Raw genomic sequence first — 24,242 nt, forward strand, 5'->3', positions numbered from 1 at the left:
GATCGGCGGGGCGCGGCCGTTCTGCCGTCCGGGGCCGGCCGGGGGTGGAGTCGCCCGTCGAGTTAGTTATATGCTCACAATAATTACAACAACACAAGTAACCGTGGAGCGTTCGTCATGCCCGATGCCGCCCGACCGCGGCCCTGGCTCGTGCTCGCCATCTGTTGCATGAGCCTGCTGATCGTCAGCCTCGACAACACCATCCTGAACGTGGCCCTGCCCGCCGTCCGGCGCGACCTGGACACCTCGGTGTCCGGGCTGCAATGGACGGTCGACGCCTACACCCTGCTGCTGGCGAGCCTGCTGATGCTCTCCGGTTCGACCGCCGACCGGATCGGCCGCCGCCGGGTGTTCCGGATCGGGCTGGTGGTCTTCACCGCGGCCTCCCTGCTGTGCAGCCTGGCCCCAGGGCTCGGCTGGCTGATCGCCGCGCGGATGCTCCAGGCGGTCGGCGGATCGATGCTGAACCCTGTCGCCATGTCGATCATCAGCAACACCTTCACGGACTCCCGGCAGCGCGCCCGCGCGATCGGCGTCTGGAGCGGCGTGGTGGGCATCAGCATGGCCGCCGGACCGATCATCGGCGGCGCGCTGGTGGAGTCGGCCGGCTGGCGGGCGATCTTCTGGATCAACGTCCCGATCGGCCTGGCCGCGCTCTTCCTCACCGGCCGCTACGTGCCGGAGTCGCGGGCGGCCCGCACCCGCCGGGTGGACCCGGTCGGCCAACTGCTGGTCGTCGTGCTGCTCGCCGCCCTCACCTACGCGATCATCGAGTCGCCGGAGCGCGGCTGGACCTCGCCCCTGGCGCTCGGCTGCACGGCGGCAGCGCTGGGCGCGCTGCTGGGCCTGCTGTGGTACGAACCCCGGCGCACCGACCCGCTGATCGACCTGCGGTTCTTCCGCTCCGCCCCCTTCTCGGGCGCCACCGTGATCGCGGTCGCCGCCTTCGCCGGCCTCGGCGGCTTCCTGTTCGTCAGCTCCCTGTACCTCCAGGACGTCCGCGGGCTCGACCCGCTGCACGCCGGGCTGTTCATGCTGCCGATGGCGGTCATGTCGCTGCTCACCGCGCCGCTGTCCGGCCGGATGGTGGCCACCCGCGGGCCGCGCACGCCGCTGCTGCTGGCCGGGACGGCGCTGACCGCGAGCGCCGTGCTCCAGGCGGTCGGCTACTCCGAGCACCTGCCGACCGGTCTGCTGGTCCTCGCCTTCCTGCTCTTCGGCACCGGCTTCGGTCTGGTCAACGCGCCCATCACCAACACCGCCGTCTCCGGAATGCCCCGCTCGCAGGCCGGGGTGGCCGCAGCCGTCGCCTCCACCAGCCGGCAGGTCGGCCAGTCGCTGGGCGTCGCGGTGACCGGTGCCCTGATGGCCGGGGCGGCCCAGGCGGACCCGGCGGCCTTCACCGGGGCGGCACGGACGGCGTGGTGGATCATCGCCGGCTGCGGTGCCGCCGTGCTGGTCACCGGTACGCTCACTTCCGGCCGCTGGGCCCGGGCGACGGCCGAGCGCACGGCGCAGCGGCTCGCCGCCGAGGAGGCGGCCGAGGAAAGCACGGAGACGAAGGAGACGGTGGACGCCTGATGGAGCGCCTCGACACCGGCGGGCACCCCGCGGGGAGCGGGACGGACGCCGCGACGGCGGCCCGGGCCTGGCAGGGGATGTACGCGCTGGTGCTGGAGCGCTACGACCGCCGCAAGACCGTCGCCGAAGCCCTCGGCATGAGCTTCAGCCGGGTCAGGGCGCTGCGCCGGCTCGCCGCAGGCCCGATCACCCTGCGGGAGCTGGCCGAGCGGCTGGGCGCCGACCCGCCGTACACCAGCGTCATCGTGGACGACCTGGTGCGGCGCGGCCTCGCCGAACGCATCACCAACCCGGCCGACCGGCGCTCCAAGCTGGTCCACCTCACCGAGGAGGGCGAGGCGAAGGCCGCGCTCGCCACGGGGATCCTCACCACCCCGCCGGACGCGTTGCTCGCGCTGCCGCCGGAGGACATCCGCGCGCTCGACCGGGTGGTCGCGAAGCTCCTGGGCTGAGGCGCCCGTCCCGACGGGATCGGGCGGTCGGTGGCCGGCCCCGCCGCGTTCATCGTCGAGGCCGCCGCCGGACGCTGCATGGCCTTCGCACGTGGCGCGTCTGCGGAGCCTGCGGACCTGCGAATCCCGCCTGCCGCGCCCCCGACCTCACGGGACAGAACCGCTAGGCGACCCAGCCGGCGGTCAGGCTCTGCACGGCCGAGCCGTCGAGGTCCTTGAGCTTCGTTCCGGCGAAGGCCCGGGCGGCGTCGGAGGTGAGCAGCCGGAAGGCGGGGCGTTCGGCGGTGAGCTGGTCGAGGATCCGGGCGGCGACGTCCTGGGGCGCCTGCGCGCCGGCGAAGGCGCCACGGGTGCGGTCCAGGTAGGCGGACAGGGCCGGCGCGTACGGCCCGGCCTGTTCCGGTGCGTCGTCCGCGAGGCCCACGTTGCTGACGAACTCGCTCGCCACCGCGCCCGGTTCGACGACGCCGACGGACACGCCGGCCGTGGCCGCGACCGGTGCGAGGGACTCCATGAAGCCTTCCACCGCGAACTTGGCGGCGCAGTACGCCTCGTTGAAGGGCTGGCCGACCACACCGCCGACGCTGGTGACGGTCAGCACCCGGCCCTTGCTCGCTCGCAGCAGGGGCAGGGCGGCCTTCGTGACGTGCAGGACCCCGAAGAAGTTGACCTCCATGACGGCGCGGACGTCGTCCACACTCTCCTGCTCCAGGGTGCCGACGTGGCCCGCACCGGCGTTGTTGACCAGTGCGTCCAGCCGGTCGAGGCCGGCCAGGCAGGCCTCGACGGACGCCGGGTCGGTCACGTCCAGCGTCCGGACGTCGACGGTGACCCCGGCCCCCTCCGCCGCCGCCAGCAGCGCGCCGGCCTTCGCGGTGTTCCGCATGGTGGCGATCACCTGCCAGCCGCCGCGCGCGGCGGCGACGGCGGTGGCCAGGCCGATGCCGGAGGAGGTGCCGGTGATCAGGACGGTCTTGTCGCTCATGTCGCTGCCCTCAGATGCTTATGGATCATAACCAATATGATCCATAACTATGCGGCCCGATATTTCACTTTGTCAAGCACCTGGATATCCTGGTGGTCATGCCCCACCCATCGGATGACCTCGCCAAGGAGATCGTCGGACTCTTCGCGGCCATCAACCGCCGCTACGGCCAGGAGTCCGAGGCTGCCGCAGCGGTCCACGACCTGACCCCGCTACAGGCCAAGGCGCTGCTCGCCGCCGAGGCCCCGGTCCCGACGCGTCGCATCGCCGAGCGGCTGCACGCGGAGCCGTCCAACGTGACCGTGATCATCGACCGCCTGGAGTCCCGAGGCCTGGTCGAGCGCAGCGTCGATCCCGGCGACCGCCGCGTCAAGCACGTCGCCGCCACTGCCGCCGGCCGCGACGTCGCTGCCGATCTGCGCGCCCGCATGCCCTTCGCCGGCGATCCCCTGGCCCGGCTCAGTGCCTCCCAGCGCGAGTCCCTGCGCGAACTCCTGCAGCTGATCCTGGAGGCGTGACGGCCACCCCGACGGCTGTGCGGGGGCCCGGTAGTCCTGATGCCCCGGAACGGCCCGAAGGACCGTCACCGAATCCACTCCGGTGACGGTCCTTCGGAATTGCTGCGACGGGGGGATTTCGCGATGGGCGCGACTACTTCGCGCCGAAGGACTTCTCGATGTCCTCGACGACCTTCTCCGCCGCGATCGGGCCCGAGCTGCTGCTCCACACCTGGCCGTCGACGCCCATGAGCTGGTTGCTGCCGACGGCCTTGAGGCGGGTGAAGGCCTCCTGCTTGCGGGCGGTCTCCAGGGCCTTCTCGCCCTCGGCGTTCAGGGTGGCGACGAACACCCGGTCCGCGTCGGCCTTGTTGAGGTTCTCCAGGGACAGCGGGTCCGAGTGGGGCTGGGCGCCCAGGCCGTCGGCGATCGGCATGGTGCCGGCGCCGGCCTTCTTCAGCAGGTCGCCGGGCATGTTGGTGGTGTTCATCACGATCGGCCCGTTGGGCATCCAGCGCATCACCACGGCGCTGCCGGTCCTGCCCTCACCGGCCTTGGCGGCGCGCTTGTCCAGGGCGTCCAGCTTGGCCGTCAGGTCGTCCTTGTGGCCGAGCGCGTCACCGTACACGGCGAGCACCGAGCGCCAGTCGCCGGCCTTGGGGACGACGGTCGGGGCCACCGCCGCGAGCTTCTCGTACTGGGACTTCTCGATGCCCGAGGAGGCCAGGATGAGATCGGGGGCGGCCTTCAGGACGGCCTCGATGTTGGGCTCCCTGACCGTGGCCACCAGCGGGATGCCGTCGGCCTTCAGGTAGGCGGGGGCGGTGGTGCCGCCGCGGCTGGAGCTGGTGCCCACGGGGGTGATGCCGAGCGAGAGGGCGGTGTCCAGCGAGGTGTCGCCGAGGGCGACGACCCGCTTGGCCTCGGCCGGGACCTCCACGGCGCCGAAGGCGGTGTCGATGCTGCGCCTGCCGTCCTTCGCGGCGGTGGTGGACGAGGAGCCGGAGTCACCCGCGGAGCTGCCGGACCCCGAGGAGCCGCACGCGGTCAGGCCCAGGGAGAGGGTGCCGAGGACGGCCGCGCCGAGCAGGGTCTTGGTAAAGCGGGAGCCAAGCATGGGTGTTCTCCGAGCAATGGTAGTTTACGGACGAACCGTTTTTCTGAGGTTAGCCTAACCATACGTAAGGCCCTGACGGGGAGGCCCGGTGTGACATTCCGATCACTCCTGCTGCGCGGACTGCTGCCCGCCGGCGCGATACTGCTGGCCGCCGTGCTGGCGAGCCTGCTGCTCGGCGCGGGCGATGTGGGACCGTCACGGGCACTCGCCACGCTGCTCGGTGACGGGGACTCCGACTCCCGGTTCACCGTGTTCCACCTGCGCGTCCCGCGGACCGCCGTGGCCCTCGCGGTCGGACTGGCGCTCGGCGTGGCCGGCACCGTGCTGCAGGCCGCCGCCCGCAACCCGCTGGCCGAGCCCGGCCTGCTCGGCGTCAGCACCGGCGCGTCCTTCGCCGTCGTGATCGCGATCGTGCTCGGCGCCAGTGCCGCCAGTGTCGGCCCGTACGTCGCCGTCCTGGGCGCCGCCGCCGGCTGCCTGCTGGCGCTCGGCGCGGCCCGGCTGCGCGGCACCGGCGACGACCCCGTCCGGCTGGTGCTCGCCGGCGCGGCGCTGAGCGGGCTGATGAACGCCGGCTCCTCCGTCCTGCTGCTGTCCGACGCCCGGGCCGCCGACGAGATCCGGTTCTGGACCATCGGCTCGGTCGCCGGCCGCGGCACCGAGCAACTGTCGGCCGTGCTGCCGGTCCTGCTGCTCGGTCTGGTGCTGGCGCTGCTCTCCGGCCCGGCGCTGACCGCGCTCAGCCTCGGCGACGACGTCGCCACCGGCCTCGGCCACAAGCCCCGCCGGGCCCGCGCCCTCGCGGTGACCGCCGTCGCGCTGCTGGTCGGCGCCGCCACCGCGATCGCCGGACCGGTCTCCTTCGTCGGCCTGGTGGTGCCGTTCGCCGCCCGGGCCCTGGTCGGCCCGGACCTGCGCCGGCTGCTCGTGGTGTCCGCGCTGCTCGGGCCGGCCGTCGTGCTGCTCGCCGACGTGGCCTCCCGGCTGGTCGCCCGCCCGTACGAGATGCCGCTCGGGGTGATGACCGCCCTGTGCGGCGCCCCCGTCCTGGTCGCCGTCGTCCGCTCGCACAGAATGCCCGCGCTGTGAAGGCCCCTGTGAACACCGCCGCCGTGAAGAACGCGCCGAGCCCTGACAGCCCCTCGGCCGCGACCCGGCGGCCGGCGCCGCCCGTACCGCCCGGCACCCGGCTGCTCGCCCTGGGCGGCCGTTCGGTGCTCGTCCCGGTCCGGCCGCTGCTCGGCTGCACCGCCCTGCTGCTCGTCGTGGTCGCGGTGACCGCCGTCTGCCTGGCGGTCGGCGAGACCGACCTCGACCCGGTGACCGCCCTGCGCGCCGCCTTCGGCGACGGCACCGCGCGCGACGTGCTGCTGGTGGAGAAGCTGCGGCTGCCCCGCGTCGAGGCCGCACTCGCCGTCGGCGCCGCCCTCGGCGTCGCGGGCTGCCTGATGCAGACCCTCGCCCAGAACCGGCTGGCCACCCCGGACACCGTCGGCTTCAACGAGGGCGCCACCGCCTTCGCGGTCGCCTCCGTCACCGGCGTCGCCACCCAGCTGCTGCCCTCCGCCGCCGCCCTGGTGGGCGCCGCCACCGCCGCCTCGCTCGCCTTCGCCCTCGGTGGCGGGGCCGGCCGCAACGGCTACCGCTTCCTGGTGGTCGGCCTCGGCATCGGCGCGGTCTTCGGCGCGGTGACCAACCTGATGCTCTCCCGCGCCGCCATCGACGCCGCCAACTCCGCCTACGCCTGGACGGTCGGCACCCTCAACAGCCGGGACGCCGACGCCGTCGGCCACCTCCGGCTCGGCCTGCTGGTCTGCCTGCCCGCCGCCGTGCTGCTCGGCCGCCGGCTGTCGCTGCTGCGCTTCTCCGACGCCGTCGCCACCGGGCTGGGCGTGCGGGTGCGCGGCCTGCGGGCCGGCGTCCTGGTGGTCGCCGTGGTCTGCGCGGGCCTGGCGGTGGCCGTCGCCGGACCGCTCGGCATGATCGCGCTCGCCGCGCCCGAGGCCGCCCGCCGGATCGCCGGACCGCGTTGCGTGCCGGTGCTCACCTCGGCCGCCGCCGGAGCCGTCTTCACCCTGCTCGCCGACCTGATCGGCCGCACCGTCCTGTCGCCGCTGGAGGTGCCGGCCGGCCTGGTCACCGCTGTCGTGGGCGGCCCCTACCTGCTCTGGCTGCTGCTCACCACCCGTCCCCGGAGGACCGCATGACCGCCCGCACCGCTGCCGACGCGCACCGCACCGCGACCGCCGCCGACGCGCACCGGCTGACGACCAGTGCGCTCAGTCTCGGCCACGACCGCACCATCGTGGTGCGCGAGCTCGACCTCGAACTGCCGCAGCAGCAGGTCACCGTCATCGTCGGCCCGAACGGCTGCGGCAAGTCCACCCTGCTCGGCGGCCTCGCCCGGACCATCGCCCCGCGCTCCGGCGCGGTGCTGCTCGACGGCAAGCCGCTGACCTCGCTGCCCACCCGCGCGATCGCCCGGATCATCGGCCTGCTGCCGCAGTCCGCCACCGCCCCGGACGGGCTGACCGTGCGTGACCTGGTCCGCTACGGCCGCCAGCCGCACCAGGGCCTGCTGCGGCAGTGGTCCGCCGCCGACGCCGAGGCGGTGGAGCACGCGCTCACCGCCGCCGACCTGCACGAGCTGGCCGACCGCCCGCTGGACACCCTCTCCGGCGGCCAGCGCCAACGCGCCTGGATCGCCATGGCCGTCGCCCAGGACACCGACATCCTGATGCTGGACGAACCCACCTCGGCGCTGGACATGGGCCACGCCCTGGAGGTGCTGGAGATGGTGCGCGGCCTGACCGGGCGCGGCCGCACCGTCGTCCTCGTCCTGCACGACCTCACCACCGCCTGCCGCTACGCCGACCACATGGTGGCCATGCGGGACGGCCGGGTGGCCGCCCAGGGCGCGCCGCGCGACATCGTCACCCCCGAGCTGGTGCGCGAGCTGTACGGGGTGGAGAGCGCGATCCTCACCGACCCGGTGCACGGCACCCCGGTGGTCTGCCCGGTCGCTCTCAGCGCCCGCCCCGCCCGGGCCCGGTGACGGTCCCGGCCGCCGGTCCGGTCAGCCGGCCAGGCCCGGCAGCACCTGGGCGCCCGGCAGCTTCGCCAGGGCCCACCCGGGCAGGATGAGCTTGCCCCGGCGCCGGCCGCTGCCGACCAGGACGTACGGGGCCGCGGCCACCGCCTCGTCGATCAGCAGTGGCCAGTCGCCGGGCAGACCGACGGGGGTGATGCCGCCGTACTCCATGCCGGTCAGCTCGACCGCGGTGTCCATCGGCGCGAAGGACGCCTTGCGCGCCCCCAGGTGGGTGCGCACCGCCTTGTTCACGTCCACCCGGGTGGTCGCCAGGGCCAGGCACGCGGCCAGCGTCACCTCCCCGGCGCGTTTGGCGGCGACCACCACGCAGTTGGCGGAGAGTTCCGGCGGCACGTCGTAGGCCGTGCAGAAGACGGCGGTGTCCGCCTGTTCCGGATCGCTGTCCACGTAGAGCACCGAGGCGGCCGCCCCGGGCGCGCCCCAGTTCTTCAGCGCGTCGGCGACGGGCGCGGCGAGGTCCGCGCAGACCTCCAGCGCGGCCGCGGTGGTGGCGAAGTTCCCGAAGGGCGGGCGTACGGACTCACTCATGGGACCGGACTGTAGCGCGTCCGGCACCCTGGTCAGCCGTACGGGACGACCGCGACCGGGCAGTGCACGTGGTGGATCGCGGCGTGCGCCACCGGGCCGAGGTGGTGATGGCGCAGCGGCATCCGCCGGACGCGGCGGCCGACGACCAGCAGCCGGGCCGCCGCGGCCGCGTCCACCAGTTCGACGGCGGCCTTGCCGCGGATCAGGTCGGTGGTCACCGCCACCTCGGGGTGCCGGGCCCGCCAGGGCTCCAGGGCCTGCGCGAGCCCGCTGCGCTCCACGCCGGAGACCTCGCCCTCCAGCCCGCCGATCGCCCCGTAGGACATGTACTCGGTGCCGGCCGGCGGGGACCAGACGTGGATCACCCGCAGCAGCGCCGAGCGGAGCGCGGCGGCCTCGAAGGCGAAGGCCAGCACCTCGTCCGCCGGGTGCGCCAGGTCCAGGCCGACCGTCACCGCGCCGGCCGGTTCGTCCCCGCCGGCCCGCACCAGCACCACCGGGCAGGCCGCCCGCCGCAGCACCTCCTGGCTCACCGAGCCGACCAGGAACCCGCGCAGGGTGCCCAGCCCGTGCGAGCCGAGCACCAGCAGGGCGGCACCCTGCGCGGCGGCCTCCAGCGCCTCGACGGGGTCGGCGGCCACCGAGGTGGCGGAGACCGCCACCTCGGGTGCCAGCGCCCGCAACTCGCCCTCGCGTTCGGCCAGTTGCGCCAGTGCGGGGCGGTCGCCCCGTTCGCTCCCGGGTGCGAGGTGCTTCGGCCGGGGCCAGGCCTGGAGGACGTCCAGACGCAGGCCGCGGCGCTGCGCCTCGCGGGCGGCCCACGCGGCGGCGGCCAGGCTTTCGGGTGAGCCGTCGAATCCGACGACGACGTGTCCGGTCACGGCGTGCTCCTCAGTTCCGGTGCGGCCCCAGTATCCGCGCCGGTCCCGGCGGGCGCCTCCCGGAAGCGGCTCGCGGTACGGAGGGTGACCGGGTGGCGCTCCGGTGGCCCCGGTTCGGCCGTCCGGCTGGTCGGCCGTCCGACCGGCGGCGCGGCCCGCCCGGGCCCGGAGGGGGCGCCGGGCTAGGGTCGGCCGGGCCGCTCCGTCCCAGCCCGGGAGAACGATGCCGAGGGTCCCCGATGTCCGCTCGCGATGGACGAGCGCAGCCGCCGGACTGGCCGTGCTCGCCTCCGCCCTGCTGGGCTGCGGGGGCGGCGGGGACGGCGGCCCCGTCACCCTGAACTGGTACAACTTCCCGGACGACTCGGGTGCCCTCCAGCAGGCCGCCGACCGCTGCGGGCAGCAGTCCGGCGGCCGCTACACCGTCCGCTACAACAAGCTGCCCCGGGGCGCGGACGGCCAGCGCCAGCAGCTGGTGCGCCGGATGGCGGCGCACGACGCCGGCGTGGACATCCTCGGCCTGGACGTCACCTGGCCCGCCGAGTTCGCCGAGGCCGGCTGGATCCGCGAGTGGACCGGGGCGATGCGCGAGCAGGCCACCGCCGACACCCTCGACGCGGCGGTGCGGACCGCGACCTGGCGGGACCGGTTGTACGCGGTGCCGTACAACTCCAACACCCAGCTGCTCTGGTACCGCGACGACCTGGTGCCGACCCCGCCCAGGACCTGGGCGGAGATGCTCTCCCGGGCGCAGGAGCTGGCCCGCGAGGGCAAGCCGCACTTCGTGGAGATCCAGGGTGCCCAGTACGAGGGCCTGACGGTCTGGTTCAACACGCTGGTCACCAGCGCGGGCGGCTCGATCCTCACCCCCGACGCGCAGGCGCCCTCGCTCGGGGCGCCCGCCGTCACGGCCGCCGGGGTGATGCGGGACCTGGCGGTCTCGGAGGCCGCCGACCCCTCGCTGCCCAACCAGATGGAGGACCAGAACCGGCTCGCCATGGAGTCCGGCACGGCCGCGTTCGAACTCAACTACCCCTTCGTCTACCCCTCGATGAAGGCCAACCGGCCGGAGCTGTTCCCGCACTTCCGCTGGGCCCCGTACCCCGGGGTGACCGCCGACCGCCCGGCCAGCGTGACCATCGGCGGGATCGACCTCGCGGTGGGCGCCTACAGCCGGCACCCCGACCTCGCCGCCGAGGCCACCCTGTGCCTGCGCGACCGGGACAACCAGCTCACCAACGCGCTGAAGGGCGGCCTCCCGCCCTCGCTGCGGAGCCTGTACGGGACGGCCGAGCTCACCGCCAGCTACCCGTTCGCCGCCGACGTGCTGGCCGCCCTCGACTCCGCCAGCGTGCGGCCGCAGACCCCGGCCTACCAGAACGTCTCCATCGCCGTCTCGCACACCCTCTCCCCGCCCGCCGACATCCACCCGGAGCAGAACGTGGCCGACCTCCACGGGCAGATCCAGGACGCCCTCGGCTCGAAGGGGCTGATCCCGTGACACCGTCCACCGAAGCCGCCGCGGCCCCGCCGAAACCGGCCGGGCCGTCGCGCGGCGCCCGCCAGGAGCGCAGGCTGGGCCTGCTGCTGTGCGCCCCCGCGGTGATCGTGATGCTGGCCGTCACCGCGTACCCGATCGTCTACGCCGTCTACCTCTCCCTGCACCGCTACGACCTGCGCTTCCCCGAGCAGGCGCACTGGGTCGGCCTCGCCAACTACGGCGCGGTGCTGGCCTCCCCCTTCTGGTGGCAGGCGCTCGGCGTCACGGTGCTGATCACCGTGGTGTCGGTGGCCGTCGAGCTGGCGCTCGGCCTGGCGCTCGCGCTGGTGATGCACCGCACGATCTTCGGCCGCGGCACCGTGCGCACCGCGGTGCTGGTGCCGTACGGGATCGTCACGGTGGTCGCCGCCTACTCCTGGCAGTACGCCTGGACGCCGGGCACCGGGTACCTGGCCGCCCTGCTGCCGCAGGGCAGCGCCCCGCTGACCGAGCAGTGGCCGGCCATCGGTCTGATCATTCTCGCGGAGGTGTGGAAGACCACCCCGTTCATGGCGCTGCTGCTGCTCGCCGGCCTGGCACTCGTCCCGGACGAGACGGTCCGGGCGGCGATGGTGGACGGCGCGAGCTCCGGGCAACGGCTGCGGCTGGTGATCCTGCCGCTGATGAAGCCGGCGATCCTGGTCGCGCTGCTCTTCCGCACCCTGGACGCCTTCCGGATCTTCGACAACATCTACGTGCTGACCGGCGGCGCCAACGGCACCGGCTCGGTGTCGATCCTCGGCTACGACAACCTCTTCACCGCGCTCAACCTGGGCATCGGTTCGGCGGTCTCGGTGCTGGTCTTCGTCTGCGTGGCGCTCATCGCGCTGGTCTTCGTCAAGCTGTTCGGCGCGGCCGCGCCCGGCACGGAACCGGAGCGGCGATGAGCAGCGGACACGCCCGGACGGTGACCGGCTGGGGGATCGCCAACCTGGTGGTCGTGCTCTACGCGCTGTTCCCGGTGTGGTGGATCGCGGCGCTCTCCTTCAAGGCCCCGAGCACCCTGTCCGACGGCGACTTCGTGCCCCGCCGGTGGACCCTGGCCAACTACCGCGGCATCTTCCAGACCTCGGAGTTCACCCGCGCCCTGGTCAACTCGATCGGCATCGCGGTGATCGCCACCACCGTCGCGGTCGTGCTCGGCACGATGGCCGCGTACGCGGTGGCCCGGCTGCGCTTCCCCGGCAAGCGAATGCTGATCGGGGTGTCCCTGCTGATCGCGATGTTCCCCCCGATCTCGCTGGTCTCGCCGCTGTTCGACATCGAGCGGGCGCTCGGCCTGTTCGACACCTGGCTCGGACTGATCATCCCGTACACGACCTTCTCGCTGCCGCTGGCGATCCACACGCTCTCGGCGTTCTTCCGGGAGATCCCCTGGGACCTGGAGAAGGCGGCCAAGGTGGACGGGGCCACGCCGTGGCAGGCGTTCCGGCTGGTCATCGCACCGCTGGCGGCGCCGGGCGTGTTCACCACCGCCATCCTGGTCTTCGTCTTCTGCTGGAACGACTTCCTGTTCGCGATCTCGCTGACCTCCACCACCTCGGCCCGGACGGTTCCGGCGGCCATCGCCTTCTTCACCGGAAGCTCCCAGTTCGAGCAGCCGACCGGCTCGATCGCGGCCGCCGCCGTGATCATCACGATCCCGATCGTGGCCTTCGTGCTGCTGTTCCAGCGCCGCATCGTCGCCGGGCTCACCGCCGGCGCAGTCAAGGGCTGAGGCCCGACCCGAGACCCAACGGACGAGCCCGCCCCACCCGGCGGACCAGGAAGGCGGACCGTGGCCGAGATCGTCCTCGACGGCATCACCAAGCGCTACCCCGACGGCGTCCTCGCCGTCCACGACGTCAACCTCACCATCGCCGACGGCGAGTTCGTGATCCTGGTCGGCCCGTCCGGCTGCGGCAAGTCCACCACGCTCAACATGATCGCCGGGCTGGAGGACATCACCGAGGGCAGCCTGAGGATCGCCGGGGAGGTGGTCAACGACCGCGCGCCCAAGGACCGCGACATCGCGATGGTGTTCCAGAGCTACGCCCTCTACCCGCACATGAGCGTGCGCGACAACATGGGGTTCGCGCTGCGCCTGGCCAAGGTCGACAAGCCGACCATCGCCGCCAAGGTCGAGGAGGCCGCCCGCATCCTGGACCTCACCCGGCACCTGGACCGCAAGCCGGCCAACCTCTCCGGCGGGCAGCGCCAGCGGGTCGCGATGGGCCGGGCGATCGTCCGCGACCCCAAGGTCTTCCTGATGGACGAGCCGCTGTCCAACCTGGACGCCAAGCTCCGGGTGCAGATGCGGACCCAGATCGCCGCCCTCCAGCGCCGCCTGGGCACCACCACCGTCTACGTCACCCACGACCAGATCGAGGCGATGACGCTCGGCGACCGGGTGGTGGTGCTGCGCTCCGGCGTCGTCCAGCAGGTCGGCTCGCCGCAGCAGCTGTACGACGAGCCGGTGAACCTCTTCGTCGCCGGGTTCATCGGCTCGCCCGGCATGAACGTCCTCGGCGCGGTGCTGGAGCACAACGCCCTGCGCACCTCGCTGGGCGACCTGCCGTTGGACGACCGCACCCGGCGCGCCCTGGAGCGCGCGCACGCGCCGCGCGAACTGATCGTCGGCATCCGCCCCGAGGACTTCGAGGACGCCGCCCTGGCCGAGGGGCACACCGGAGGGGCCACCGTCACCGTGACCGTCGACGTCCGGGAGTCGGTCGGCTCGGACGTCTACGTCCACTTCGCGGAGGAGGACGGACCGGCGGCGACCGAGGAACTCGCCGAGCTCGCCGCCGACTCGGGCCGGGCCGACACCGGCATGCAGGAGCACCGGGTGGTCGCCCGGCTGAGCACCGGCACCCGGGCCGCCGAGGGCAGCCCGCTGGAGCTGTGGGTGGACACGGCGCGCATCCACGTCTTCGACCCCCGCAGCGGGGCCAACCTGACCAACCCGGAGCGTTCGTAGCTTGGCACGGAAGGCCCAACCCCTGGCCGACGCGCGGTGTGCCTGACCATGGCCGTCCATAAGCCGACCTACATTGCCCGGATATGAGAGAAGATGTCGGAATCAGTCGCCGGTCGATGCTCAAGGCCCTCCCCGTAGCCGCCGTCCTCGGGGCGGCCTCCGACGGGATCCTCGCCCCGGCATGGGCGGCAGCCGCCACGGCGTCCTTCCCGCAGCCCGCCGTACGGGCCTCGCGATCGGCCGCACGCGCCTCGCGGCCGGGCTCCGGCCGGTCGGGGGAGGTGCTCGACCAGACGCTCGACGTGCGGTTCACGGACACCCACGTCCCCGGGTACGGCACGGTCACCACGCGCACCTACAACGGGACCATCCCCGGGCCGACCCTGCGGGTGTGCGCCGGCGACACCCTGCGGCTGACCCAGGTCAACGGCCTGCCGCCCAACCGGCCGTACGACGGCGACCACAACCACCCGCACCGCGAGAACAGCTTCAACCTGCACACCCACGGCCTGCACGTCTCCCCGTCCGGGAAGGCCGACAACATCCTGCGCGAGTTCGCACCGCGCACGGCCGACGAGGTCGAGGCCGGCGCCCCGGAGCCGGAGTACCTGACCGTCATCGACATCCCGGCCGACCACCCGGCCGGCACGTACTGGTACCACCCGCACGTCCACGGGGCCACCGCCGGGCAGATCGCCGGCGGGATGACCGGAGTCGTCATCGTCGAGGGCGACGTCGACGAGGTGCCGGAGATCGCGGCCGCCGCCGACCTCGTCGTCTGCATCAACGAACTCAAGCTCAAGGACGGCAGGGTCCCCGACTTCACCGCCGACAACTCGCTCACCGGCACGCCGTCCACCTTCACCGTCAACGGCGAGGTCAACCCCACCCTCGTGCTGCGCCCGGGCGAGGTCCAGCGCTGGCGGCTGGTGGCGGCGATCGGCTTCACCACGCTGTCGCTCCAGGTGGCCGACGGGGATGCGAAATTGACGATGCATCAGATCGCCAAGGACGGCGTGACCTTCCCCGCGCCGGTCGCCACCGAGCTGCTGCTCCTGGCCCCCGGCAACCGCGCCGACGTGCTGGTGCGGGGCGGCGGGGCCGGGACGTACGAACTGCGGGCCAAGGGCGTGTCCGTCCCGCTGATGACGGTCGAGGTGGCGGGGAAGGCCGTCAAGCCTCCGATGGAACTGCCGGCCACCCTGCCGCAGGGCAAGCCGTTCCTCGACGAGGGCGACATCGCCAACCCCGACGCCGACCGCACGGTGGTCTTCCACGTCGACCCGGGCGTCTTCGACAAGCCGTTCGCCAACGCCTACCGCCTCCTCGGCAGCCACCCGACCCCGGCAGCCGACCCCGAGGGCGACCTCACCCGCGACCCCGCCTACGGCCTGTTCGACCCCGAGGGCGTCAACCACACCCTGAAGCTCGGCACCGTCGAGCGGTGGACCCTGCGCACCGACGACACCGCGCCGGGCTTCCACCACTCGTTCCACCTGCACACCAACCACGTCCTCGTCACCCACCGCAACGGTGAGCGGCTTGACCCGCCGGTGTGGCAGGACACCGTGGACCTGGCCGGGGGCAAGCCGGGCGACACCGTCACCTTGCTGGTCGCGTACGAGGACTTCACCGGCCGTACCGTCCTGCACTGCCACCAGCTCCAGCACGAGGACCTCGGCATGATGCAGCTGGTCGACTACGTCAAGCCGCGGCGGCCGGGGCGGCTGGATCGGCCCCTGCCGACCGACCGCTGAGCCTGGCGGTCAGGGCCGGGCGGGCGTGCCCGCGCCTCCCCGCCCGGGCCGGCGCGGCGCGCGTGGCCCGGGGGCTGTGCGCCCGAGGACGGTGGAAGCCGGTCCGACTGGAGGTCGTGCTCGCGGTGGTCCGGCCGGGCCACCGCGAGCGCTGGGTCTGGCGGCCGGGTCGGGACCCCGGGGGGTGAATTTGTGCCGGCGCGTGAGTACCCCGGAAACGGAGCAGGAAAACATCCGGATCGTGAGTTCGGAACCGGAACCCGGGGTAGAACCACTGGTGCAGCGGCCGTGTCCGAACCGGCTGCTCCAGCACCGTGGACGGTGCCACCGGGACCGCGCTTGAAGAAGCCGGGCACAGGTCCTGGGGGAAGAAGTCCGCGACGCACGAGGTGTGAGTCCGCACGCGTCGCCGGGCCCCCGATGCCCAGGAGAACTCACGTGTCCATCAACCTGGAAACCACCGATGAAGGAGTCGCGCCTCCGGGCCTTCCGCCCGACCTGCCGCCGAGACCGACGGCAGCCGAACTGCGCCGGATGGGGAAGTCCGAGGCACGCGAACTGAGCGACGCGCTGTTCGAGCGGCTGGCCGGGCTGGCCCGGGAGACCCACGCCTACAGCTACGTCCGCGGCACGATCATCGAGCTCAACATGCCGCTGGTGCGCTTCATCGCGGCCCGCTTCCGCCACCGCGCCGAGGACATGGACGACATCCTCCAGGTCGGCACGATCGGCCTGATCAAGGCCGTCGACGGTTACGACCCGCAACGCGGCGTCGAGTTCGTCACCTACGCGATCCCGACCATCGCCGGGGAGATCAAGCGCTTCTTCCGTGACACGTCGTGGCCGGTGCGGGTCCCACGCAGCATGCAGGAGCTCTACCTGTCCGTCGCCCGGGGCTCGGACCGCCTGGAACAGGAGCTCGGCCGGCTGCCGCAGCCCGAGGAGATCGCCGAGGAGCTGGACATCACCGTCGAGCAGGCCACCGAGGGGCTGATGGCGGGCCGGGTCTACCGCCCCGACTCCCTGGACGCGTTGCGTGACCAGGACACCGACGAGACGGGCAGCGCCCTGCTCGACCGCCTCGGCGACTGCGACCCCGGCATCGAACTCGTCGACTTCCGCATCGCCGTCCGCCCGCTGCTGGCCCGGCTGCCCGAGCGTGAGCAGACCGTCCTCAAACTGCGGTTCTGGGACGGGTGCACCCAGTCCCGGATAGCCGAGCGGATCGGTGTCTCCCAGATGCACGTCTCCCGGCTGCTCAGCGCCACCCTGGCCTGGCTGCGCGAGGAGCTGGAGGACCGGGAGGCCCCCGGCTGGGCCGACGAGCCTGAGGAAGCCGGCTGAGCGTCCTGCACCGCCCGCGGGCTGATCGCCGAGGGCCGGCCACCGAGGGCGGCCGACCGGCGGCGTGGTTCCGCTGCGTGATCGGCGCATACTTTCCGTAAACACACGGAGGTGCTCATGCCCATGGTGGATGTCGCGGCCCTCGGCCGACTGGTCGCGGAGTACGAGGCCCTGTCCTCGGCGGGCTCGCCGGAAGCCGGGCAGCGGCTGCGTGACGTCTGCTACACGATCGGCATCTACACGGGGGAGGCCGACGCGGCCCGTGCGATCGCCCGGGCCCGTGAGCTGCTGGACCGTCAGGGCCCGGCCGGCGTCGGCGGGGCGGCGGGCGGGGCCCGGGCGACGGACCGGGCCCGCGCGAAGCTGCTGGCCGTACTCGGCGAACTCGCTGCCCGCGAGCGGGCGCGGTCCGGGTCCTTCCCCACGCTGCACGACGTGGTGCAGCTGACCAGGGTCACCGTCCCGCACTGCGTGGGCGCCGCCGTCAGCACCTGGCACGACGACGGTTCGGTCGAGACCTTCGCGGCCACGCCGTCGTACCTGCTGGCCCTCGAACGCGCGCAGGGCGGGGCGGAGGCGGGCCCCCTGGCCCGGCTCCGCCGTCAGGGCGAGGGGCAGGTCGTGGTCCGGCTCGACCCGGGCCGGCCGGGCCGGTTCGCCGACCGCGCCCGGCGCTGCGGCGTACGGGCCGTGGCCGGTGCGCACCTGCGCACCCACCCGCACGGCTGCACCGTGTTCAGCGCGTACCTGCGCACACCGGCCGAGCCCGGCACGCCGGCCCTCGGGCTGGTCGAGGTGCTCGCCCTCCAGGCGTCGGCCGCCCTCGACCGCTTCGCGCTGTCCAGGGCGGTGGCCGACCTGCTGGACCGCCGGCACGCCACCGGCCTGGCCATCGGCATCACCGCCGAGCGGTTCGGCGTGACCCCGCACGCCGCGCTGAGCCTGCTGGTCGCGGCCGCCCAGCGGCTGGGCACGGACCTCGACACGGTGGCCCGGCGGCTGGCCGAGGGCGACCGGCTGCGGTCCGCGCCCGGCGAGTGGAACGGCTCGTAGCGCGGCCGGGGCTTCCGGGCAGCGACGGTCGGGGGCCCGGCGAGCGCCGGTGGTCGTCAGGGCGAGCGGTGGTGCCCGGAGGTGTCGCGCCCGCTGACGTGGTCCCGGAGGGCGGCGATCGCCCCGGTCCCCGGCGGGAGCCCCCGCAGCGGTGCACCCGGCCGGCGGCCCTGGCCCTCGTGCATCCGGCGCTCGCAGGTCCGCAGGTCCCGCGGTGCGGCGCGGGCACGCAGCGCGGGGAACAGCCGTTCCTCCTCGCCGCGCAGGTGGGCGCGGAGCAGGACGACCAGCACGGCCGTGGCGTGGCGGCGCCCTCCGGCGGACAGCCGGCCGTCCTCCGCCCGGTCGAGCAGCCGGCGGATCGCCGCATGGCTGCCGCCGGCGGCGTCCGCGAGCGCGTCACCGGCCGCGAGGCACCGCCGGGCCAGCGGGTACAGGTGGGCCTCCTCGGCCAGGAGGTGGGGGGCGAGGAGCTGCCGCAAGGAGCCCAGCAGCCGCAGGGCCTCCTCGTCGGGGGCGCCGGCGCGGGTGGTGCTGCGGTTCAGCCGGCGCAGCAGCGCCTCGATGGCCCGGTGCTCGGCGGACAGCCGGCTCGGGAAGCCTTCGGCAGCGTTCATGGAGGTCTCCGTCTCATACCGGTCGCCGCCTCGTTCCGGTCGCCGTCCGACCTGGTGCGGGCAATCGGTGGAGGGCCGGCGTCTGCCCGCACCGTGCGGAGGGGACCGTCCGTGGACGGCCGGACGGGCGCGGCCCGCCGAGCTCGTCGAGGACGGGAGTGTGCGAATGGTCCATGCCCGGCGGCTGCCCGGCCGCGTCGGCGGGAAACCCGGTCGGTCGAGTCCCGACCGGGCGCGGGCCGCTCGTGGTAGCGGTGCGCCGTCTGGCCGAGGCCTCCGGCGCCCAGCCGGGCGAGCGGCAGCGGACCGGCTGTCGGCGGCTCGTGGTCCGGGCCCGCACCGACCACCCGGCCGGTCAGCACCCAGGGCCGGCTGCGCGGACAACTCGCCGCCAGGTCCGCGTACTTCACCACCCGACGGGCCACCCGGCCGGGGCCGAGACCGTGCGTGCCCCAGGCCGGAGAGCCTCCCTGCCTGCGCGCGCAGGGGCAGGTGCAGGTACGCCCTCGATCGGCGGGGTGAGCCCCCCGCGACTGACGGCTCCGTGGTGGGAAAGCCCGTCACCGTCCCTCGCGTTCGAGCCGCGCTGCCGTCAGGTTCGCGTTGTTCGCGTACGTGATCGACCGGTGGGCGCTCTCGCCCCGGTCGTGCTGCTCGTGCGCGGTGTCCGTGTGGGCCTCGGCGGCGGCGCGGTGCTGCTCGCTCAGGGGCGTTCCGTTGTCCACGGTGGTGGCTCCTCTCGCTTGATGGCGGCTGGGCCCCCGGTGGGCGACGTGGCTCCGGGACCAACCGGCGCGTCCGGGGGAGGGCAGTGCTCGACCCCAGCCGTGTCCTGGGTGGGGTCGGGCGGGAACCCGCCCCGCGACCCGGTACTCACAGGCGGTACACAGGACCTTCTCGATTCGCGCAAACGCCGCGGTGGAGGCGGTGCCGGCGGTGCTCACCCGTCGACCGGTGGCGCGCCTGGACCAAGGGTGGGTCCAGCCCCACCCCCGGTGGGGGTGCAGGTGGATTCTGCCGCCGCCCCGCTGTCCCTAGCGTTGATCACGTGCCGCCCGGACCGGGGCGGCCGTGACGACGAGGGAGGGACGAGGTGCGAGGATCGGCGCGCGCGGGGCAGGGAGTCCGGGCGGTGGGGGGCCGGGAAACCCCGGCACTGCAACTGTCGGGGCTGCGCAAGCGGTTCGGAGCGCACGTCGCCGTGGACGGGGTGGACCTGTCCGTGCCGTGCGGGTCGTTCTACGGGCTCGTCGGGCCCAACGGCGCCGGCAAGACCACCTCGCTGTCGATGGCCGTCGGGCTGGTGCGCCCGGACGCCGGGAGCTCGGCGATCCTCGGCGTCGACGTGTGGAGCGACCCGGTGCGGGCCAAGTCCCTGGTGGGGGTGCTGCCCGACGGCATGATGCTGCCCGAGCGGCTGACCGGGCGCGAACTGCTGTACTACCTGGGCCGGTTGCGCGGCCTGCCGGCCGGCACTGTGGACGCCCGGTCCGAGGAGCTGCTGGCCGTGCTGGAGCTCGACGGTGCCGAGCGCACCCCCGTCATCGACTACTCCACGGGGATGCGCAAGAAGATCGGCCTGGCCACCGCCCTGTTGCACGCCCCTCGGCTGCTGGTGCTGGACGAGCCCTTCGAGGCCGTCGACCCGGTGTCGGCCGCGACCATCCGGGCCATTCTGCGGCGCTTCGTCGACTCCGGCGGCTCGGTGGTCCTGTCCAGCCATGTGATGGCGCTGGTCGAGCAGCTCTGCGACCACGTCGGTGTGATCGCCGGGGGCCGGGTGCTGGCGGCGGGCACGGTGGCGGAGGTCCGTGGCGGGCGCGGCCTGGAGGAGGCCTTCGTCGAGCTGGTCGGCGCCCGGACCGGGGGAGCGGAGGGCCTGTCGTGGTTGGCGTCCTGATCGGGATGAAGCTGGCCGTCCTGCGGCGTTCGATGTCCGGTCCCCGGGCGGCGAGTCTGTTCCTCGGGGCGGTGACCGGCGCGGTCGCGGCCGTCGGCACCGCGCTGCTGGGCCTGGCGGACTTCCCCACCCCCGAGGCCGGGGTCGGCGTGATCGCCGCCGTGCTGCTGGTGTGGACGGCGGGCTGGGCACTCGGTCCGACCGTCACGGGCGGCGACCCGACCCTGCGGCTCGACTACTTCACCCTGCTGCCCCGGCAGCCGCGCGTCCTGGCCGTCGGGCTGCTCGGCGCGGCCTTCGTCGGGGTCACCCCGCTGGTCAGCCTGGCCGCCTTCGCGGTGCTGATCGTCCTCGGCGCCGGGTTCGGTCCGGTGCCCGCTCTGGTCGCCGTCCCTGCGGTGCTGCTGCACCTGCTCTTCGTGGTGGTGCTGTCCAAGCTGACCCTTCAGGGCCTCGGCAGCGCGGCCCGTTCGCGGCTGGGCTGGGAGCTGTCCGCGCTGCTGGTCGGCCTGGTCACCGGGTTCCTCAACACCGGCTGGTTCGCGATCGGATTCTTCGCCCGGCTGCTCAGCGGCGAGTGGGCCGCCGCCGTCGGCACCGTCGTACGGGTCCTGCCCTCGGGTTGGTCGGTGGTCGCGGTCGACGCCGCCCGACGCGGGGAGTGGGTCCTGGCCGCGGCCTGCCTGGGTGGGCTGCTGGCGCTCTCGGGGCTGCTGTTCGCCGCCTGGACGGCCCTGCTCGCCCGGCAGTTGGCGCGCGGTACGGCCGGCAGGGGCACTTCCCGGCGGGGCACCTCCCGGCGGGGCGCCTCACGTGCGGGTGTCCGGTGGCCGGCCGTACCGGACACCCCCGGCGGTGCCGTGCTCGGCAAGGAGCTGCGCCTGTGGGTCCGCGACCCGCGCCGGGCCCGGCTGCTGCGGATGGCGCTGTGGACGGGCGTGTTCACCGGCCTGCTGCCGCTGCTCGGCGGCTTCCCCGCCCTGGTGCCGTGGGCCGGCGTGGTCGCGGCCCTGTTCGCCGGTGCGCTGTGCGCCAACCTGTACGGCCTGGACGCCGGCGCGCTCTGGCTGACCCTGGTCGTCCCCGGCGCCGAGCGGGTCGACGTCCGGGCCCGGCAGCTCGCCTGGCTGCTGGTCGTCGCCCCCGCCGCCCTGTTGCTCACCCTGGTCGCGGGCGCCGCCGCCCGGGCCGACGGGAGCCGGACCTGGGTGCTCGCCGTCCTGCCCGCCGTGCTCGGCGCCGGGGCGGGTCTGGTGCCACTGGTGTCCGTCCTCGGCCCCGCGCCGTTCCCGGACCGGCCCGGCGGCAACCCGCTGGACGGCTTCAGCGACGAGAGCGCCGACCAGACCCGGCTGCAGAGCATGGTCGTCCTGCTGCTCCAGGCCCTCGCCGCGCTGCCCGCCGCCGGCGTCGTCCTGGCCGGCACGCTGCTGCACAGCGAACCGCTGCGCTGGGCCGGGGTGGCGGTCGGTGCGGGCACCGGGCTGCTGTACGCCGGGCTGCTCGGGGCGGGGGCCCGGCGCCGGCTGGAGACCCGCGGGCCGGAACTGCTGGACGCGCTGCGCAAGGGCGCACGGCGGGCGGCGGCCCCGGACGCCCCGGGCGACGAGGAACCGTCGGACCGGCTGCCGCGCGGGCGCGCCGTGACGGTCGGGCTGCTGACCACGGCCGGCGTGCTGGCCGTGGCCCCGCAGGGCACGGTGGCGTTGGGGATGTCGCTCTTCGCGCCGGCCAACCGGAGCTGGCTCCTGGCCCTGTACCTGCCGTCGGCGTGGCAGGTGCCGGTGGCGGTCGGGTTCGTGCTGCTGGGCGCGGGCTGCCTCGTGGGGACGTACCGGCTGACCCGTGGTCAGCAGGGACGCACGCAGGGGCCGACGTCGGGACGCACGCCTGAGCGGACGACTGCGATCATGGACGGCCCGCACCGATCCCGACCGGAGGTCCCGTGAGCAGCCCGCAGACCCCAGCCGCCCGGGAACCGGGCGGTGCGGCCCGAGAGCTGCGCGCCGCCGCACGGGCACTCGGGCGGCTCGCCGTCCTGACCCTGCTGATACCGGTCGGGGTGGTGCTGATGACGGTCTACCTGCTGTCCTTCCTGCTCTGGGGCTGCCTCGGGATGTTCCCGCTCTTCCCGGCCGCCACCCGGATGGTCCGCTCCGCCGCCGGCGCCGCCCGGTGGGCGGCCGGCCACTGGTCGGAGGTGCCCGTACCGCCGCCGTACCAGCCGCTCCCGGCCCTGGAACGCACCCTCCACGGCTGGTTCTGGACCGGTCACGACTACCACAAGAACCGCTGGTTCGCGGGCATGAGCCGCACCGTCCGCTGGCTCTGGAACGACCCGGCGACGTGGCGCGACGCCCTCTGGCTGATCGCCGACCCCCTGGTCGGCGGCGGCATCGCGGCCGCACCCGTGTTGCTGGTCGGCGCAGGCGTGTACGGGATCGTCCAGGCCCCGCTGCCGTACGACCTGCCGCTCGGCCTGCCCTCCGGAGGCGTGCCCGCCCTCCTGTTCCTCCTCCTCGGGCCGGTGCTGATCGTCGCCGGACTCGCCCTCGCCCGGCCCGCGCTGCGCCTGCACGGCCGGTGGACCGGTACCCTGCTGGGCCCCACCGAACGCTCCCGGCTCGCCCGGCGGGTCGAGCAGCTCACCGAGATCCGGCTGGACGCCACCGAGGCCCAGGCCGCCGAACTGCGCCGGATCGAACGGGACCTGCACGACGGCGCCCAGGCCCGGCTGGTCGCGGTGAGCCTGCGCCTGGGCGCGGTCGCGGCGCTGATCGACCGCGATCCGGAACAGGCGAAGCGGGTGGTGACGGACGCCCAGGAGAACGTCACCCAGGCACTCCAGGAACTGCGCGACCTGGTGCGCGGCATCCACCCTCCGGTGCTCGCCGAACGGGGCCTCGCCGACGGCGTACGGGCGCTGGCGCTGGACGTCCCGCTGAAGGTCGAGGTGCGGGCCGAACTGCCCGGCCGGGCCGAGGCACCGGTGGAGTCGGCGGTCTACTTCGCCGTCAGCGAGGCACTCACCAACGCCGTCAAGCACGGCGACGCCCGGCACGCCACCGTGCACCTCGCCCACGCGGCAGGACTGCTCCGCGTCGAGGTCACCGACGACGGCCGCGGCGGCGCCGACCCCGGACGGGGCAGCGGCCTGCGGGGCATCCGGCGCAGACTCGCCGCGTTCGACGGTACGCTCACGCTGACCAGCCCCCCGGGGGGTCCGACCAGGCTGATCATGGAGCTACCGTGCGTGTTGTCCTCGCCGAGGACCTCGTCCTGCTGAGGGACGGCCTCTCCCTGCTGCTCAGTGCCCACGGGCACGAGATCGTCGCCGCGGTGGAGAGCGGACCCGAACTGGCAGCCGCACTGGCCGAGCACCGCCCCGACATCGCGGTGGTCGACGTCCGCCTGCCCCCCACGTACACCGACGAGGGCCTCCAGGTGGCGCTCGCCGCCCGTCGTGAGCGGCCCGGCCTGCCCGTCCTGGTCCTCTCCCAGCACGTCGAGCAGCTCTACGCGCGGGAGCTGATCGCGGACGGCACCGGCGGCGTCGGCTACCTCCTCAAGGACCGCGTCTCCAAAGCCGACCAGTTCGTCGACGCCGTCCGCACCGTCGCCGCCGGCGGTACCGTCATGGACCCCCAGGTCATCTCCCGCCTCCTCGCCCGCAACGCCGACGACCAGCCCCTCGCCCTCCTCACCCCGCGGGAGCGCGACGTCCTCGCGATGATGGCCGAAGGCCGCTCCAACGCCGCCATCGCGCAACGGCTGCACTTCAGCGAGGGCGCGGTCAGCAAGCACACCTCCAACATCTTCGCGAAGCTCGGCCTCGGTGCGTCCGACGACGACAACCGCCGCGTCCTCGCGGTCCTCGCCTACCTCGACGGGACGCGTACGCCCTGAGGTCGTGGACGGC

The 24,242-nt window shown here is 74.1% G+C and carries 24 protein-coding genes; 17 read left to right on the plus strand and 7 right to left on the minus strand.

Going from position 1 to position 24,242, the window contains the following annotated elements; all coding sequences use genetic code 11:
• Positions 1 to 117: 117 nt before the first annotated feature.
• Both ACFU7Y_RS09305 and ACFU7Y_RS09310 read left to right on the plus strand, forming a co-directional pair.
• Entirely contained in the window at positions 118 to 1,581 is a 1,464-nt protein-coding gene (locus ACFU7Y_RS09305; protein ID WP_224281301.1) for an MFS transporter, read from the plus strand.
• Entirely contained in the window at positions 1,581 to 2,033 is a 453-nt protein-coding gene (locus ACFU7Y_RS09310; protein WP_224281302.1) for a MarR family winged helix-turn-helix transcriptional regulator, read from the plus strand. Before ACFU7Y_RS09305 ends, ACFU7Y_RS09310 begins: the two co-directional genes overlap by 1 nt.
• A 163-nt stretch (positions 2,034 to 2,196) precedes the next feature.
• On the opposite strand, the gene ACFU7Y_RS09315 is transcribed toward ACFU7Y_RS09310, so the two are convergent.
• On the minus strand, positions 2,197 to 3,018 hold the full coding sequence (locus ACFU7Y_RS09315; RefSeq protein WP_224281303.1) for an SDR family oxidoreductase: 822 nt from the start codon (positions 3,016 to 3,018) through the stop codon (positions 2,197 to 2,199).
• A gap of 98 nt (positions 3,019 to 3,116) precedes the next feature.
• On the opposite strand from ACFU7Y_RS09315, the gene ACFU7Y_RS09320 reads away from it, so the two are divergent.
• Positions 3,117 to 3,536, plus strand: coding sequence for a MarR family winged helix-turn-helix transcriptional regulator (locus tag ACFU7Y_RS09320; RefSeq protein WP_224281304.1), 420 nt, complete (start codon positions 3,117 to 3,119; stop codon positions 3,534 to 3,536).
• 133 nt (positions 3,537 to 3,669) lie between these two features.
• On the opposite strand, the gene ACFU7Y_RS09325 is transcribed toward ACFU7Y_RS09320, so the two are convergent.
• The gene (locus tag ACFU7Y_RS09325; protein ID WP_224281305.1) at positions 3,670 to 4,632 is read right to left on the minus strand and encodes an ABC transporter substrate-binding protein; all 963 of its coding nucleotides are present in this window, start codon (positions 4,630 to 4,632) and stop codon (positions 3,670 to 3,672) included.
• A 90-nt stretch (positions 4,633 to 4,722) separates the two neighbouring features.
• Between ACFU7Y_RS09325 and ACFU7Y_RS09330 the strand changes: the two genes are divergently transcribed.
• From ACFU7Y_RS09330 to ACFU7Y_RS09340, 3 genes are read left to right on the plus strand one after another with little or no spacing between them, the layout of a single operon-like run.
• Complete coding sequence (locus ACFU7Y_RS09330; protein ID WP_380767145.1) at positions 4,723 to 5,721, plus strand: FecCD family ABC transporter permease; 999 nt, start codon at positions 4,723 to 4,725, stop codon at positions 5,719 to 5,721.
• Entirely contained in the window at positions 5,718 to 6,839 is a 1,122-nt protein-coding gene (locus tag ACFU7Y_RS09335) for a FecCD family ABC transporter permease (protein ID WP_380767147.1), read from the plus strand. The genes ACFU7Y_RS09330 and ACFU7Y_RS09335 overlap by 4 nt, the downstream gene beginning before the upstream one ends.
• Positions 6,836 to 7,687 (plus strand): ABC transporter ATP-binding protein, encoded by an 852-nt coding sequence (locus ACFU7Y_RS09340; protein ID WP_224282485.1) that lies wholly within the window; start codon positions 6,836 to 6,838, stop codon positions 7,685 to 7,687. The genes ACFU7Y_RS09335 and ACFU7Y_RS09340 overlap by 4 nt, the downstream gene beginning before the upstream one ends.
• A gap of 21 nt (positions 7,688 to 7,708) precedes the next feature.
• On the opposite strand, the gene ACFU7Y_RS09345 is transcribed toward ACFU7Y_RS09340, so the two are convergent.
• Both ACFU7Y_RS09345 and ACFU7Y_RS09350 read right to left on the minus strand, forming a co-directional pair.
• A complete protein-coding gene (locus tag ACFU7Y_RS09345) occupies positions 7,709 to 8,272 on the minus strand; it encodes a YbaK/EbsC family protein (RefSeq protein WP_224282484.1) in 564 nt (187 codons plus the stop codon).
• A gap of 32 nt (positions 8,273 to 8,304) precedes the next feature.
• The gene (locus ACFU7Y_RS09350) at positions 8,305 to 9,153 is read right to left on the minus strand and encodes a universal stress protein (protein ID WP_224282483.1); all 849 of its coding nucleotides are present in this window, start codon (positions 9,151 to 9,153) and stop codon (positions 8,305 to 8,307) included.
• Between the two features lie 223 nt (positions 9,154 to 9,376).
• On the opposite strand from ACFU7Y_RS09350, the gene ACFU7Y_RS09355 reads away from it, so the two are divergent.
• The 7 genes from ACFU7Y_RS09355 to ACFU7Y_RS09385 all read left to right on the plus strand — a co-directional run bounded on the left by ACFU7Y_RS09355 (position 9,377) and on the right by ACFU7Y_RS09385 (position 17,806).
• The gene (locus ACFU7Y_RS09355; RefSeq protein WP_224282482.1) at positions 9,377 to 10,654 is read left to right on the plus strand and encodes an ABC transporter substrate-binding protein; all 1,278 of its coding nucleotides are present in this window, start codon (positions 9,377 to 9,379) and stop codon (positions 10,652 to 10,654) included.
• Positions 10,651 to 11,580: a carbohydrate ABC transporter permease gene (locus tag ACFU7Y_RS09360; RefSeq protein ID WP_224282481.1), complete on the plus strand. Its 930-nt coding sequence runs from the start codon at positions 10,651 to 10,653 to the stop codon at positions 11,578 to 11,580. Before ACFU7Y_RS09355 ends, ACFU7Y_RS09360 begins: the two co-directional genes overlap by 4 nt.
• Positions 11,577 to 12,410: a carbohydrate ABC transporter permease gene (locus tag ACFU7Y_RS09365; RefSeq protein ID WP_224282480.1), complete on the plus strand. Its 834-nt coding sequence runs from the start codon at positions 11,577 to 11,579 to the stop codon at positions 12,408 to 12,410. The genes ACFU7Y_RS09360 and ACFU7Y_RS09365 overlap by 4 nt, the downstream gene beginning before the upstream one ends.
• Positions 12,411 to 12,470: 60 nt before the next feature.
• Complete coding sequence (locus ACFU7Y_RS09370; protein ID WP_224282479.1) at positions 12,471 to 13,652, plus strand: ABC transporter ATP-binding protein; 1,182 nt, start codon at positions 12,471 to 12,473, stop codon at positions 13,650 to 13,652.
• An 83-nt stretch (positions 13,653 to 13,735) separates the two neighbouring features.
• Positions 13,736 to 15,409, plus strand: coding sequence for a multicopper oxidase family protein (locus tag ACFU7Y_RS09375; RefSeq protein ID WP_224282478.1), 1,674 nt, complete (start codon positions 13,736 to 13,738; stop codon positions 15,407 to 15,409).
• 420 nt (positions 15,410 to 15,829) lie between these two features.
• On the plus strand, positions 15,830 to 16,753 hold the full coding sequence (locus ACFU7Y_RS09380) for a SigB/SigF/SigG family RNA polymerase sigma factor (RefSeq protein ID WP_374120175.1): 924 nt from the start codon (positions 15,830 to 15,832) through the stop codon (positions 16,751 to 16,753).
• Positions 16,754 to 16,870: 117 nt separating this feature from the next.
• The gene (locus ACFU7Y_RS09385) at positions 16,871 to 17,806 is read left to right on the plus strand and encodes a DUF5133 domain-containing protein (protein WP_380767152.1); all 936 of its coding nucleotides are present in this window, start codon (positions 16,871 to 16,873) and stop codon (positions 17,804 to 17,806) included.
• 56 nt (positions 17,807 to 17,862) lie between these two features.
• Here the strand turns inward: ACFU7Y_RS09385 and ACFU7Y_RS09390 are convergent, their stop codons facing one another.
• The 3 genes from ACFU7Y_RS09390 to ACFU7Y_RS09400 form a co-directional block, all read right to left on the minus strand.
• On the minus strand, positions 17,863 to 18,423 hold the full coding sequence (locus ACFU7Y_RS09390; protein WP_380767154.1) for a hemerythrin domain-containing protein: 561 nt from the start codon (positions 18,421 to 18,423) through the stop codon (positions 17,863 to 17,865).
• Positions 18,420 to 18,848 (minus strand): DUF6098 family protein, encoded by a 429-nt coding sequence (locus ACFU7Y_RS09395; protein WP_380767156.1) that lies wholly within the window; start codon positions 18,846 to 18,848, stop codon positions 18,420 to 18,422. The genes ACFU7Y_RS09390 and ACFU7Y_RS09395 overlap by 4 nt, the downstream gene beginning before the upstream one ends.
• Positions 18,849 to 18,983: 135 nt before the next feature.
• A complete protein-coding gene (locus ACFU7Y_RS09400; protein WP_224284810.1) occupies positions 18,984 to 19,148 on the minus strand; it encodes a hypothetical protein in 165 nt (54 codons plus the stop codon).
• 407 nt (positions 19,149 to 19,555) lie between these two features.
• Between ACFU7Y_RS09400 and ACFU7Y_RS09405 the strand changes: the two genes are divergently transcribed.
• From ACFU7Y_RS09405 to ACFU7Y_RS09420, 4 genes are read left to right on the plus strand one after another with little or no spacing between them, the layout of a single operon-like run.
• Positions 19,556 to 20,323: an ABC transporter ATP-binding protein gene (locus tag ACFU7Y_RS09405; protein ID WP_224284809.1), complete on the plus strand. Its 768-nt coding sequence runs from the start codon at positions 19,556 to 19,558 to the stop codon at positions 20,321 to 20,323.
• Complete coding sequence (locus ACFU7Y_RS09410) at positions 20,308 to 22,272, plus strand: hypothetical protein (RefSeq protein ID WP_380767158.1); 1,965 nt, start codon at positions 20,308 to 20,310, stop codon at positions 22,270 to 22,272. The genes ACFU7Y_RS09405 and ACFU7Y_RS09410 overlap by 16 nt, the downstream gene beginning before the upstream one ends.
• Positions 22,269 to 23,609, plus strand: coding sequence for a sensor histidine kinase (locus ACFU7Y_RS09415; RefSeq protein WP_224283602.1), 1,341 nt, complete (start codon positions 22,269 to 22,271; stop codon positions 23,607 to 23,609). The genes ACFU7Y_RS09410 and ACFU7Y_RS09415 overlap by 4 nt, the downstream gene beginning before the upstream one ends.
• On the plus strand, positions 23,573 to 24,229 hold the full coding sequence (locus ACFU7Y_RS09420) for a response regulator transcription factor (protein ID WP_224283601.1): 657 nt from the start codon (positions 23,573 to 23,575) through the stop codon (positions 24,227 to 24,229). The genes ACFU7Y_RS09415 and ACFU7Y_RS09420 overlap by 37 nt, the downstream gene beginning before the upstream one ends.
• The last annotated feature ends 13 nt before the right edge of the window (positions 24,230 to 24,242 follow it).

Origin of the sequence: Kitasatospora sp. NPDC057542, assembly GCF_042801945.1 — a bacterium.
In the GTDB taxonomy this organism is placed as follows: Bacteria; Actinomycetota; Actinomycetes; order Streptomycetales; family Streptomycetaceae; genus Kitasatospora.

Excerpts from the sequence above, each read along its gene's own strand:
- ACFU7Y_RS09305 (WP_224281301.1), top strand. The coding sequence starts at position 118 with ATGCCCGATGCCGCCCGACCGCGGCCCTGGCTCGTGCTCGCCATCTGT.
- ACFU7Y_RS09310 (WP_224281302.1), top strand. The coding sequence starts at position 1,581 with ATGGAGCGCCTCGACACCGGCGGGCACCCCGCGGGGAGCGGGACGGAC.
- ACFU7Y_RS09315 (WP_224281303.1), bottom strand. The coding sequence starts at position 3,018 with ATGAGCGACAAGACCGTCCTGATCACCGGCACCTCCTCCGGCATCGGC.
- ACFU7Y_RS09320 (WP_224281304.1), top strand. The coding sequence starts at position 3,117 with ATGCCCCACCCATCGGATGACCTCGCCAAGGAGATCGTCGGACTCTTC.
- ACFU7Y_RS09325 (WP_224281305.1), bottom strand. The coding sequence starts at position 4,632 with ATGCTTGGCTCCCGCTTTACCAAGACCCTGCTCGGCGCGGCCGTCCTC.
- ACFU7Y_RS09340 (WP_224282485.1), top strand. The coding sequence starts at position 6,836 with ATGACCGCCCGCACCGCTGCCGACGCGCACCGCACCGCGACCGCCGCC.
- ACFU7Y_RS09345 (WP_224282484.1), bottom strand. The coding sequence starts at position 8,272 with ATGAGTGAGTCCGTACGCCCGCCCTTCGGGAACTTCGCCACCACCGCG.
- ACFU7Y_RS09355 (WP_224282482.1), top strand. The coding sequence starts at position 9,377 with ATGCCGAGGGTCCCCGATGTCCGCTCGCGATGGACGAGCGCAGCCGCC.
- ACFU7Y_RS09365 (WP_224282480.1), top strand. The coding sequence starts at position 11,577 with ATGAGCAGCGGACACGCCCGGACGGTGACCGGCTGGGGGATCGCCAAC.
- ACFU7Y_RS09375 (WP_224282478.1), top strand. The coding sequence starts at position 13,736 with ATGAGAGAAGATGTCGGAATCAGTCGCCGGTCGATGCTCAAGGCCCTC.
- ACFU7Y_RS09380 (WP_374120175.1), top strand. The coding sequence starts at position 15,830 with ATGCCCAGGAGAACTCACGTGTCCATCAACCTGGAAACCACCGATGAA.
- ACFU7Y_RS09385 (WP_380767152.1), top strand. The coding sequence starts at position 16,871 with ATGCCCATGGTGGATGTCGCGGCCCTCGGCCGACTGGTCGCGGAGTAC.
- ACFU7Y_RS09390 (WP_380767154.1), bottom strand. The coding sequence starts at position 18,423 with ATGAACGCTGCCGAAGGCTTCCCGAGCCGGCTGTCCGCCGAGCACCGG.